The sequence below is a fragment of the Paenibacillus sp. RC67 genome, from assembly GCF_030020805.1.
GTDB lineage: Bacteria > Bacillota > Bacilli > Paenibacillales > NBRC-103111 > Paenibacillus_S.
The window spans coordinates 5,641,736-5,655,142 of record NZ_CP125098.1 but is presented as its reverse complement, the minus strand read 5'-3'; the positions used below and the strand labels follow the sequence as shown (position 1 = coordinate 5,655,142).

At 45.5% G+C, this 13,407-nt stretch carries 6 protein-coding genes; 5 read left to right on the top strand and 1 reads right to left on the bottom strand.

Annotated elements, in window-relative coordinates:
• Positions 1-12: 12 nt before the first annotated feature.
• The 4 genes from QMA13_RS25600 to QMA13_RS25585 all read left to right on the top strand — a co-directional run bounded on the left by QMA13_RS25600 (position 13) and on the right by QMA13_RS25585 (position 4,277).
• Complete coding sequence (locus QMA13_RS25600) at positions 13-927, top strand: ABC transporter permease (protein WP_282943554.1); 915 nt, start codon at positions 13-15, stop codon at positions 925-927.
• On the top strand, positions 921-1,781 hold the full coding sequence (locus QMA13_RS25595) for a carbohydrate ABC transporter permease (protein ID WP_282936538.1): 861 nt from the start codon (positions 921-923) through the stop codon (positions 1,779-1,781). The genes QMA13_RS25600 and QMA13_RS25595 overlap by 7 nt, the downstream gene beginning before the upstream one ends.
• 108 nt (positions 1,782-1,889) lie before the next feature.
• The gene (locus tag QMA13_RS25590; protein ID WP_282943552.1) at positions 1,890-3,392 is read left to right on the top strand and encodes an extracellular solute-binding protein; all 1,503 of its coding nucleotides are present in this window, start codon (positions 1,890-1,892) and stop codon (positions 3,390-3,392) included.
• Positions 3,393-3,452: 60 nt separating this feature from the next.
• Positions 3,453-4,277 (top strand): phytanoyl-CoA dioxygenase family protein, encoded by an 825-nt coding sequence (locus QMA13_RS25585; protein ID WP_282936537.1) that lies wholly within the window; start codon positions 3,453-3,455, stop codon positions 4,275-4,277.
• A gap of 238 nt (positions 4,278-4,515) precedes the next feature.
• Here the strand turns inward: QMA13_RS25585 and QMA13_RS25580 are convergent, their stop codons facing one another.
• The gene (locus tag QMA13_RS25580) at positions 4,516-5,394 is read right to left on the bottom strand and encodes an AraC family transcriptional regulator (protein ID WP_282936536.1); all 879 of its coding nucleotides are present in this window, start codon (positions 5,392-5,394) and stop codon (positions 4,516-4,518) included.
• A 264-nt stretch (positions 5,395-5,658) separates the two neighbouring features.
• On the opposite strand from QMA13_RS25580, the gene QMA13_RS25575 reads away from it, so the two are divergent.
• Positions 5,659-13,380 (top strand): S-layer homology domain-containing protein, encoded by a 7,722-nt coding sequence (locus tag QMA13_RS25575; RefSeq protein WP_282936535.1) that lies wholly within the window; start codon positions 5,659-5,661, stop codon positions 13,378-13,380.
• Positions 13,381-13,407 lie beyond the last annotated feature (27 nt).

Genomic DNA, 13,407 nt, shown 5'->3' with positions numbered 1-13,407 from the left:
GGGTCCAAATCGATGAAATTCAAGCTAGGTATGAAAAAAGTCTGGGCGTTTCGCGCCTTTTATTTCATGCTGCTTCCAGGAGTTCTGTACTATGTACTATTCAAGTATATCCCCATGTACGGAGTCATTATTGCGTTTAAAGATTTCAATATACTCGAGGGTATTTTAGGGAGTTCTTGGGCAGATCCTTGGTTCAAACATTTTCAAGCTTTTTTTAACTCCCCTTATGTTACTTCCTTGCTCGTCAATACGTTTCTGATCAGCATTTACAAGCTCATCTTCGGTACGGTGCCGCCGATCCTGATGGCTCTGCTGCTGAATGAATGCCGGAATCGATGGTTTAAGACCGTTATCCAGACGCTGACGTACATGCCGCATTTTTTATCTTGGGTCATTATTTACGGCATATTGATCGCACTGCTCTCGCAAAGCTCGGGTCTAGTGAACCGCTGGATTGAAGAGCTGGGAGGCACATCAATCGGGTTTATGACCTCGATCGACTACTTCAGAGCAATCCTGGTCGGATCGGAAATATGGAAAGATCTTGGTTGGGGGGCGATCATCTATTTGGCTGCGATGACGGGGATCGATCCAACCCTTTACGAAGCGGCCCGCGTTGACGGAGCCAGCAGGTTCAGGATGATCTGGCATATTACCCTGCCGGGTATTCGCAGTGTGATCGTTCTTCTCCTGATTTTGAAGCTCGGTCATATTATGGACGCCGGGTTCGATCAGATCTATATTTTGTACAACATTCAGGTGTATCAGGTTGCCGATATCCTCGACACCTGGGTATTCAGAACAGGACTGCAGCAGTTGAACTTCAGCATGGGCGCAGCAGTCGGACTGTTCAAATCGATAATCGGCATGGTGCTGGTCATCGGTTCGAATCATTTGTCCAAAAAGTGGGGTGAAGGGATATGGTAAGACGCTGGGAGGAACGTATCATCGATTCGGTTGTATACGCGATACTGGGATTAGCCGGTCTTGCTGCGATTTTTCCGTTGATGTACGTCGTATCAGTATCCATCACTCCTTTCTCGGAGGTGCTCAAAAATGGCGGCTTCCTGCTCATCCCGAGATCCGTTACGTTCTCGGCGTACTATCAGCTGTTCACGCAATCCAATATCCCGAGAGCGTTCGGCGTCACCGTCTTCATTACAGTTATCGGCACTTTGATTAATCTGGTGCTTACCGCCTTGATGGCTTACCCGCTCAGTCGCAAGCAGCTGCCAGGACGTTCTATCTTCCTGATGCTCGTGGTGTTTACGATGCTGTTCAACGGAGGAATCATTCCGACCTATCTTATTGTGAAATCCCTTGGCTTAATCGATTCCGTCTGGTCGATGATTTTACCCAATGCCATCTGGAGCTTTAATGTGCTCATAATGAAAAGCTTCTTTGAGAACTTGCCTGATGAACTGTTCGAATCCGCGCGTATGGACGGGGCCAAGGAGTTCCGGATCTTAATGCAGATTGTTCTTCCGCTCTCCGTGCCTTCTATGTTGACGGTCGGTTTGTTCTATATGGTTGGACATTGGAATGAGTTTTTTCAAGCCGTAATGTACGTGACCGACCGCACGTTATTTCCGCTGCAGGTTGTCATCCGCGAAATATTAATGTTAACCCAGCAGCCACTGGAGAACGCGGAAAATATGCTCCCTACGGAAACGATGCAGATGGCTTCGGTCGTCACGGCAAGCCTGCCGATAATTTTCATATATCCGTTCATTCAAAAGCATTTCACCAAAGGCATGCTTCTCGGTTCCATCAAAGGTTGAACGTCGGACAGCCTGCTACGGACTGCAGCCGGACTCGGGCGATCCGCTTTCATAAATGAAGGAAAGAAGGGGATTACATTGACCAAAACAAAAACGCTTATTCTCGCTATGTCCGCTATATTGCTCACAGGCTCGTCCTTGGCCGGATGCTCGAGCACCAAGCCAGAACCGGCGGCAGCTTCTAAGGACGGTGTCTCTGGGGCCAAAGGCAGCAAGCCGATCAAGCTTGACATTATCGAAACGGGCAATGGGCTGCCTTCTCCCGATCAAGATATTATTAAGCAGGAGCTGGATAAAGCGCTGGGCACCGATTTGAACTTGACCGTGTATGCTTCCGGGGATGATTACAAAAATCAGCTGAATGTGCGGATGGCCTCTGCGAACTTTCCTGATTTATTCGGGGTGGATCGGCAGCAGCTAAAGCAATTTTCGGAACAAGGGCTGCTGCTCGACATGACCCCCTATTTGGATAAGCTGAAGCCGACAAAGGATTTTATCGGTGAAGAAAGCTTGAAGAAGGGGATGATGAACGGCAAATTATTTGCCATAGCAAAGTCGCCAAACATTCCTTACAACACTTACTTCATCCGGAAAGACTGGCTTGATAAATTAGGAATGCAGGTACCCAAGACAACGGATGAGCTGTTCGAAGCGGCCAAGGCGTTCACAGAGAAGGACCCGGATGGCAATGGGAAAAAGGATACGTTTGGCCTTACCGGACAAAAGCTTGATACGTTCAACACGATATTCGGCGCTTATGGAGTTGGATTCGAGGCAGGAGCGCCCAGCCTTTACGTTCGGGACGGGAAGCTCGTGAACTCGCTGTACGATCCGGGTATGAAGGATGCGCTCGGCTTCATTAAAAAGCTGACGGATGCCGGAGCCGTCGATCCCGAGCTGATGGCTAATTCCGGTTTGCAGCATCAGCAAAAAGCGATTAAAGGGCAAGCCGGTATTATTTATATCGATTGGCCGAATATGACGAAGGATCAATTCGTTGAGCAGATCAAGGCCGTCAATACGAAGGCCGAATGGGTGCAGGTCGGTGCGTTAAAAGGTCCAGGAGGTCAATTTGCCAGTGCATGGGATATTGGGAAAACCGCCGGCTTGTATGCAATCCCGAAGGCGCTGGAGAAAAATCCGGAGAAGCTGCAAAAAGTGATCGATCTTTTGAATTATGTATCCACAAAGGATGGCTCTCTACTTGTACAATATGGGGTCAAAGGCAAGCATTACAATCTGGAGAGCAGCAAGGTCGTTCCAACCGACTTAATGGGCAAAGAGGGAGGATATTTCTGGCTGTATCAATTCACAGGTCGCCCGGAGATGGACTATTTGCAGGTGAAATTTGCCAAACAATCACCTTTCATTGAATTCGCCAATCAGCAGCCGCGCATTCAATCGCTTGTCGGCTTCGTCGATTATCCGAACGGCTATAATGCAACGGATGCTGGACGATACATTGAAGAGGAGCTTGCCAAATTTGTTTACGGCAAACGTCCTATCAGCGAATATGATGCCTTCCTTAAAACACTCGAGGGCTCGATGAATTATAAAGTCTATATGGATGCTGCGCAAAAGCAGCTAAAGGATCTCGGCTATTTGAAATAAGGAACTCTGATTATTAGTGACCTTAACTATATAAAATGTAAATTTAGGAGAGTGTAATCTATGGATCAACCTTCTGTTCCCGAGCTGGTGCGTCAATTTCACGAAGACGGTTATTTGCTGCTCAAAGGGGTCTTGTCACCGGAGAAGGTGGGGCGTCTGAATGCGGCTATCGACTCCATCATTGCCGAGGAGCCCGAGTCGCTGGCCTACAACATATACAACAGCGTGGAGCGCCATGAAGAAATTGCATCGCTTATTGACGAACCGACAATTCTGCCGTTGATGGTGCAGCTGCTTGGATACAATATCCAGCTCCATATATCTCACCTGACGATCCGCCGGCCAAATCCTCAAGGGGAGACTACATCCTCGCAAAGCTTTATCAACTGGCATCAGGATGGCCCGCACCCTCAGTTTCCTCGATTGGGAGGAGTCACATCCACCTATTATATTAAGAGCTGCTATATCTTAAGCGATATGTCCGAGCCTAACCGGGGCAATACCAAGATCGTACCGGGCTCTCATAACAAGCCCTTCCAGCCTGACCATCAAAATGTAGACGATCTGCTGCCTGGAGAAATTCAGGTATGCGGGGAGCCGGGGGACGTGTTCCTGTTCCCGCAAAACTTGTGGCACGCCGGCGCGCCGAACCGTTCGAACCATACACGCAGGCAGCTGTTTCTCGGGTACAGTCCCATCTGGATACGTCCGATTGACTACCGCGCCGCTTCGGAGAAGCTGCTGAAAGACGCGAGCCCTTACCGTAAGCAGCTTCTCGGAATCATTGACGACAATCCGTTTAAATATTACGTTCCAAGCGACACCATGGTACCCTTAAAACAGCTTTATACCGGCGACCCGGGAACAGGAGGGTATGCACACTAAATCTGGGTAGGGAGTCTGGTGAAAAAACAGCTCTGAGCCTGCTCAAGGCAGCCTGTTTATAGGTTAGGATCAATCCGTCTATTCCGGTTGATCCTTTTTGTATTGCCTGATGAATTCGGGAAGAATGCGCTTAAACAATTTAAACCTGTCCTTTAGCTCCGTCATCTTTTGTGCGATATTTTCAGTTCAATGGATGACCGCATCAGAGCAACATTGAGTGGCAGCTAGTGATATCCCGCTACACCTTATACTTTTGTTGAACTCCTACTCGGAAATCTTTTGGGGAGCAGCCTATATTTTTCTTGAATAACTGTGAAAAGTAGGAGGTGCTATCCAAACCGATTTCATAGCAGATGCTGTTGATCGGTAAATTAGTAGTACCTAATAGTAAACATGCTTCACGAAGCCGTCTTGCTATCACATATTCTGTAATTGAAAAGCCGGTTGCTTCTTTAAAAAGATGAGAAATGTAGTAGGGTGATAAATGCAGATTGGCGGAGAGCTCCTCGAGTACAAGTTTTTCTCTAAAGTGGTTCTCAACCCACTCCATCACCTTTTCGGTATGGTGATCCGTTCGAACGGACTTCATTTTATTCGCGGAGAGCTCCTTCAAAGAAGTATCTCTTAAATAGCTGAGCAGCGAGACTATAAAAATAATGAATTCCTCGTTACGGCTTTCCTGTGGAGATTGTGTTAGTCTGGAGTGAAATCGTTGATAAAGAGATTTGAGCTCATTTTTATCTCCCTGATTAAAAGTTTGCTGTGGCAGCTTTTCCTTCCAAATGTAACGGAAGTATGATCTGAGCTCTGGAAAAGGCTTCAAGTGATTATCTAGAAATAACGGATCAAAATTTAGGATCGACCTGACATATTTGGCCGAACTCATGTTCATATGCACGCGATGAAGCTGATAGGGCTGAAAAAGCACAAGGGTATTCGGCGTGATAGCGTGAATTGTTTGGTCAATGACGATTTGACCGGTACCTTCATGAATGAACAGCAATTCAATGCCTTGATGAGCATGAAATTTATCAAATACAGAACCTACCAATTCATGCCGGTAGTTCAGAATAAAGGGGCCTCGCGAAATAAAATTAACTACTTCGATCAGCTTCATTTTTTATATGCCCCCTCATGATAACTGTTAGAAAATAACAAATATATTGTATCACATAAAGGAGCATGGTGATGAAGCTAGTAACGATGGAACCAGTGCGTATTTCGCAGCAATTAATGAACGATCCTGGTGTTCTTAATTACGGCAAATTTTCTGATGCTTGCTAATAATAATATGAAATTAAACAATCATATAAAAATATTAAACGTTAAATGAACCAGCTAATCCTTATAATAGTACTATCACGTATAAGGGGGATTAGTCATGCTATGCAAGACGAGGAAAACGGTTGCTTCGTTCCTGGTATTCTCGATGGTATTTTCTATGGGAACGACTGGTTTGGCGGCAAATGTCGATACAACTAAGACAACAGCAGCCTCAACTGGCTCTAATGCAAAAGATTCTTTCTCAGATGTTTCTACTCATTGGGCAGCTAGGGAGATTGGTAATTGGTCTCAAAAAGGAATTATTAACGGGTACGAAGACGGAACATTCAAGCCTAACGTGCCCATTTCAAGGGCAGAATTTGTCTCGCTAGTGAACAGAGTTCTCGCTTATCCGAGAGAGGCGACTCAGACCTTCCCTGATGTATCTTCAAGCGCCTGGTACTCAAAGGACATATCCAAAGCAGCAGCAGCGGGTATCGTGTTCGGAGATGACAATGGGAATTTCAAGCCTGAAGCACCAATCAGTCGTCAGGAAGCTGCGGTGATCCTTTCCAGAGCGTTTGACTTGAAGGCTCATGACAAAAAGGCGTCAGACCGATTTGCCGATGCAGGCACAATTGCCAGCTGGAGTAAGGATCATGTCAACGCATTGGTTGAAGGCGGATATGTATCCGGTCGGGAGGATGGCCGTTTCGATCCTTTGGCTAATATCACGAGAGCAGAATTCGTAAAAATGATCGATAGCGTTGTTGGTGAATTGAAAGGTACAGCAGGCAACTATACAGAAAATGTGAACTCCAACCTGGTTATAAATACAAAAGATGTAAATCTGAAAAACATGACGATTTCAGGGGATTTATATATTACACCGGGTGTTGGGGACGGCAACGTTTCCTTGGACCATGTTACGGTTAAAGGCCGAACTGTTGTTCGAGGCGGAGGCGAGCATAGTATCGTCATTAATAATTCTACGTTGGCTGGGACATTGCTCGTAGTTAAAAGTGACGGTAAAGTTCGTATCCTCATGCAAGGATCATCGGAAATCCCTTATGTTGAACTGAATTCCGGTGCCAAGCTGGAAACAGATCATAAAAGTGGTAAAGGCTTTGGGGATGTTCAAGTCGTTGGAACGATGGCTGGTGATCAGCAAATCATACTGGATGGGGATTTTACCAGTGTTTCGATTGAAGCCCCGGGGGTGACTGTTCAGGTAACCCATGGCTCCGTGGATAAAATCGACGTGAAGGAGAAAGCGGTCGGCTCAAGCGTGAAGGTGCTCGATGGGAAGGTAAGCCAGCTAAACGTCCAGTCTAAGGCAAAGTTAGATCTTTTGGGTGGAACGGTGGCCAAAGTCGACATACAAAAATCAGCTGCAGGCACGTCCGTCCAGATGGCTCCAGATTCGACTGTTACGAATTTCAAAATGGATGCTCCCATTGAAATCAAAGGATCGGGAAAAATTGAAACCGCTTTAATCAATGCAGATGGCGTCAAAATTGAAACCAGACCTACAAACATTACCATAGCAGACGGTGTTAAATCGGATATAACTGCAGCGGCACCGATTGGAGGTTCATCTAGAAGAAGTTCGAGTAATCCTATTTTGAGCAAGACCGCGGCAGAAGTTGCTGGGTCAATTACAACGATTGCAGCACCAATGAAGGATGTTGTTGCTTTAACGCTACCTACTGTACCGGAAGGCTTTACTTTAGCGATAAAGACATCAAGCGACCCAAGTATCATAGCTCTGGATGGAACGATAGTTCCTCCAACAATTCAAGCAACTGTGAATCTCGTATTGGAAGTAACGAGAGCTTTGGATAATTCCAAATCAGACACTGTAAGCATTGAGGTTGTCGTACCAGCAAAGAGCATAGTTCAACAAACAGCAGCAGAAGTAGCCAGTGCAATATCAACGATTGCAGCCCCAGCGAAGGACGCAACTGCAATCACACTACCGACTGTACCACCAGGTTTCACGGTAGCGATCAAGATATCAAGCGATCCAAGCATCATAGCTCTGGATGGAACGATAGTTCCTCCAACAGCACAAACAACTGTGAACCTCGAATTAGAAGTAACGAGATCATCGGATAATTCCAAAGCGAGCACAGCGAGCATTGAAGTCGTCGTACCAGCAAAGAGTGTTGTTCAACAAACAGCAGCAGAAGTAGCCGGTGCAATAACGACGATTGTGGACCCAGTGAAGGACGCGACTGTGATCACACTACCGACTGTACCTCCAGGTTTCTCGGTAGCGATCAAGACATCAAGCGATCCAAGCATCATAGCTCTGGATGGAACGATAATACCTCCGACAGCACAAACAACGGTGAACCTTATACTTGAAGTAACAAGAGCATCGGATAATTCCAAAGCGAGCACAACAAGCATTGAAGTCGTTGTACCAGCAAAAAGCATAGTTCAACAAACAGCAGCAGAAGTGGCCGGAGCAATTACGACGATTGCAACGCCAGCGAAGGACGCAACGGCGATCACACTACCCATCGTGCCGCCAGGTTTCACAGTAGCGATCAAGACATCAAGCGATCCAAGCATCATAGCTCTCGATGGAACGATAATACCTCCGACAGTACAAACAACAGTGGACCTCGTAATTGAAGTAACGAGAACATCCGATAATTCAAAAGCAAGCACAGCAAGCATTAAGATCACAGTTCCTGCCAAAAGCGAAGTAACGGTCGCTGATACGGACATTCAACTGAAAGAAACCAATTATAACTATGTTAGTGATATTACAGGTGATGTCATTAATATAACATCAGGCAGCACCTATATTTATACAGTCGATACAGCCGAAGGTGCGGGTCTAACTACAATGGCTATACAATCCGTAGAGGAATTGCTAGACCAAATCATTTCCAAGAGCTCCGCTGCTCAATCCTATACAGTCAAGGGAACAAATGGGACTATCAAAGATAAGACAGATTCCGTAGTACAAGGTGACATTTTAACGGTAAGTGCAGGTCAAGCTGCCCGCGACTATTCGATTAATGTCATCAAAGGCGCGTTAAGGGGTAAGATGCAGCTCATCAATAGCACAATAACGGCCAATACTTCATCCGATGTCGTCTTGAATTTCTTTGCGGGGATGAGAAGCCCATCGACTGAGGTTGTACTAAAGGTTCCTAAGGGAATCAATGCAACTATGAATAATACTTCGGTAAACGTTATTGGAAGAGGCAAAGTAAAGCTCTCAGAGCTTGCGACACAATCGGTAGGCAGAACGGGTGCGGGATACCGGTTCCAGCAGGTAGGTACAGTTAGCGTTGATAACAATGGGGATGGCAGCCAGGTCATCACATTTAAAGGGCTTGATTTTAGACCAGCCAATGGAGCCGATCTTGAAATTACTTTCGAAGGTGTGGCACTAAAGGAAGGCAGCTATGCATTTGAAGCTTGTTACACGACATCGGAACCGGAAGTATTACAAAGCCCTACGGGCGCAGTCAGTTTGACGGTAGTCAATACGATAAGCAATTTCAATCGAATTTTAGATAAAAGCCTTACTTATAAGGAAAGCAGCGATACGTATACGAAGGCGAAGTTCAACTGGAGTGCCGCTAAGAATGCTTCTTCCATTAAGCTGATGCAATCAATGGATAAGGGAGCTACATGGACCGAGAGCAGCACTGCAGTTAGTGTACAAAGTGAGCAAGTAGAGGTAGCTAACCTTACTCCGAATACAGAGTATTACTTTAAGCTTGTGGTGACTGACGGTGAGAATAAGGGAGACTCCAATACTGCTAAGTTCTATACAGGGAAGTTCAATGCCAAGCTCATGGGAGCAAAGGGCGATGGTAAAGCGGATGATACCCAAGCCATCAATAATGCCATTATATATTTGAACTCTTTAGGCGGGGGTACGCTGCTGTTTGAAAATGGCACTTTTAATGTGAGAACAGTTCATCTTCAAAGCAATGTATATCTGTATATCCATCAAGATGCTGCCATAGCTGCTTTAAAAGGCGGCGATGCCCCGGAGACAACGTATTTCTCCGACAAAGGATATCGGTCCGGTACATCCGCAACGTCTACAGGACCTTACAAGGACCCAGAAAATTACTTGACGAAGCAGGATGTAGGTCATCATTACTTTAGAAACAGTATGTTTTTTGGTGAACGCTTGGATAATATCAAAATCATTGGTAACGGTAAAATAACAGGCAATGGGAATCTGGTAACCGGCGACGGCGTTATGGATAATACTGCGGACAATCGTACGGATAAGATGGTCACTGTAAAGCTGTGTACGAACTTTGAGTTCGGCGGCTTGGATAACGGGCTTGACCTGTGGTACGAAGAGACCAATTCGCCTACGAAGGACGAACCTTACTATATTCAAAGCATTAATGCAGATGGTACCAATGAAGTAAGGCAAACCGACATCAGCAATATGCTCAGAGTGGATAGGGCAGGCCATTTTGCTATGCTGGCTACCGGTACGGATTATATCAATACACATGACTTTTATTATGATAAGGGGAGCGGCGGCGCCAGAGATGTGTTTGACTACATGCAAAGCAGCTACGTGACCGCTAAAAATATTTATGCCAAAGGTACCTCCGATGATATTGTCAAGCCAGGCAGCGACTCTTCGCTAGGCTTTACAAGACCTGCAACAACATTCTATGTTCGCAATATTATTGGGGACACCAACTGTAATTTGTTCCAAATTGGCAGTGAAACGGTGGATGATATTAAAAATGTATATGTGGACAACATTTATGTCCTGGCGGGAAACAAAGCAGGATTCTCTATTTCCACGAATGACGGCGGTCATATTGAAAATATTTATTTGAACTATGGCAAGACAGGTACGGTACACCATAAATCCGAAATGAGACGTACGCGAGCGCCGTTCTTTATTTCTATTTCCAATAGAGGTCGTGTCATCGGCGGCGATGCAAAAAGAATGAAATTTATGGAAAATGGTGTGCAAAGAGATGAGCTGTTAAGTACGAATGTCAATATTGGGCAGGTAAGGAACGTGTTTATCAAGGATGTAAATATTGAAGAGGTTTATGGAGGCAGCCAATACGGCGATCCATCCAAGAGATGGGTTAAATATACAAATCAGAGTAAGGCAACGCCTATCATAGCCGGTTACAAGGTGGGTGAAGGAGGCCCTGTATTGCCGGATGGACGCAGCATAGGCTATATTGAAAATTTACATTTTGAGAATGTCGCCGTTCTAGTAAAGGGTGGAAACAGCCTTGCTGATTCGGAGATTAATCCTCCTGAGCTAGGTGTTGGCAAGTACAACATTTCGGATATTGGGGAACAACCGTCATACGGATTCTGGGCAAGGCATGTAGATGGACTTAGTTTTACCAATGTCACGACCAATTTTGAGAAAAATGATGATCGATATGCCTTCGTACTGGATGATGTTAAAAATGCGACAATGGATCAGATCAAAATGGTCAGTGGAGCGGGCAACCCTAATGTCATCCAATTAAAAAATGCAAGTAATATTACCATTAAGAACTCTTCTTACTATAAGGATAAATGGGGCAATGAGCTTACTGCTCTTGTTGATGTCAATAATGTTACAGTGCCAACTAAACAAACCTATCCGAATATGAAAGTACAGGACCCGCATAATACCTTGATCCAACTGAAGCTGACCGGTCATCCGAATCTGACGAATTTCGATAAAGCTACCAATTCGATTACGGCTACATTGGGGACTACGGTAGCTGATATCATTGACCAAGTAGAATCAACGGATGGTACGATACAGACATACTCCGTTGTTGATTCGTCAAACGCTGCGAAGCGCTCTGGAATGCTGGAAACAGGAGACCTCCTTGTCGTAACCGCTCAAGATGGGACAACGAAGAAAGATTATAGCATATGGGTTCCACTTGAGATCGTCGTTAGAGGCGAATCACAGCTCAATTCAGTGAAAAAGAGTATCCCTACCATTACGGTATCGACATCTTCAACGAATGGAATTACCTATCTACAAACGAATGCAGTACCGGTCGGAGAGTGGATTGAATTCAACATAGTCGTTCCTGCTGCGGGTACCTATAATGTGTCTTATCAGTATAAGACTAATGCGACGGGAAGGGCTACTGTCCAGGCTTATGTCGACGGAGTGGCAGCAGGCTCACCAGTCAATCAAAATAATGCGACCGCCAACCTGTTTATTCCGGTAGATCTGGGGCAGATAACAGTTGCGGCCTCAGGCAGCTATCCGGTGAGATTCGTTACTACTAACGCGGGCTCTATCGTCATCGATTACATTAAGTTCGCAAAGGTAACCGTGACAGCACCATCAACCAAAACGGATATTCAATTGAAGGATGTGCATCCGAACGTGACTGCCGTTGATAATGCGGCAAAAACCGTTAACGTAACTTCTAACACAATGGTTGCGGATATCAAATCTCAGGTCGTGTCGTCCGATGGCTCGGTGCAATCCTATTCGGTTATGGATGTTAGTAATGCTGATAAAAGTACCGGGCCGCTTGCGACAGGAGATAAACTGATTGTTACAGCGACGGATGGAACAACTCGATCTACTTATGCGATCCATATTGCACAAGCAGACAGCAGTAATACGAATATTGTCATGAACCCATCGCATCCGAACTTGAAGGCTATGAATACAGCATCCATTGTCATTGCAGCAGGCACAACCGTTGCCGATCTGTTAACACAGATCACTTCTGCGGATGGATCGAAACAGTTTTATGTTGTCACTGATTCAGGGAATACACCTAAGGTATCGATTGATGTGCTTACAGTAGGGGATGTTCTGAAAGTAACAGCAGCCGATGGAGCAGCAAGCAAGGATTATTCGCTTACCTTCCCTACCACGAATTTGCAGCTGAATGCAGGCAATACTACAGTAGTGGCTGTTAATAACATAGACCGTAGGATAGCAACATCTGGAGTCACTACAACGGTTTCATCTATACCTGATCAATTGAAATCAACAGATGGAACCATTCAAAAGTATACGATTACAAATGCAGCCGGAGGTGCACCTAAAGCTAACGCTGTGAATGGGGATAAGTTAATCGTGACGTCTACGGACGGCACAACAGCTGCGTATGTTATTAACATTAATGCTCTACCTTCAAGCACTTATGTACAGGCAAAAGTGGCAGGGCATCCCCATATTGCAACCGTATATAATTCCAGTCGCGCAATTATGGCTAATGCAGGCACGAGCGCAGCCAATCTTTTGGCTGAAATTGAATCGTCAGACGGGCTAACGCAGACTTATTCTGTGACGGATACCGTTTACGCTGTTAAGACAGGTAATGCACTTCTTCATACAGGCGATCTCTTGAAGGTAACCTCTCAGGACTCAGCGTCAAGCGGGTATTATACGATTCATTCAGTGGACGTACTTTACGATATAGATCCTGCTGGTAGTTACACAACGTCTAACAATAATACTAATGCCTCTGGAGCTGACGATACAGCCGGTAATCATGACCGCAACAGTGCAGTGAAAAATACCCACCTGCAGGTGAATTTTGGAGCAGCCAATCAATACATCGAGTTTACAATTAACGTTCCTACTAGTGGTACCTATGATGTGCTTTTTGGCTCTAAAAAAAGTAATACGAGTAGAGCTATTATGCAGCTAACCGTCGATGGTAACAATGTGGGCTCAGTAAATGAGACGGTGGATACGACGGCACTTCAGGGGATGTACCTAACTCAGGTGGGAAGCACTACCTTAGCCGCAGGCAGCCATAAGTTCAGGTTTACAGTAGCAGGTGCAGCAAGCGGTCAGTCCTTCGACTTTATTGGACTCACTAAAACCAACTAGCTCGATTGCTTGGCAAAAATAGAGGAG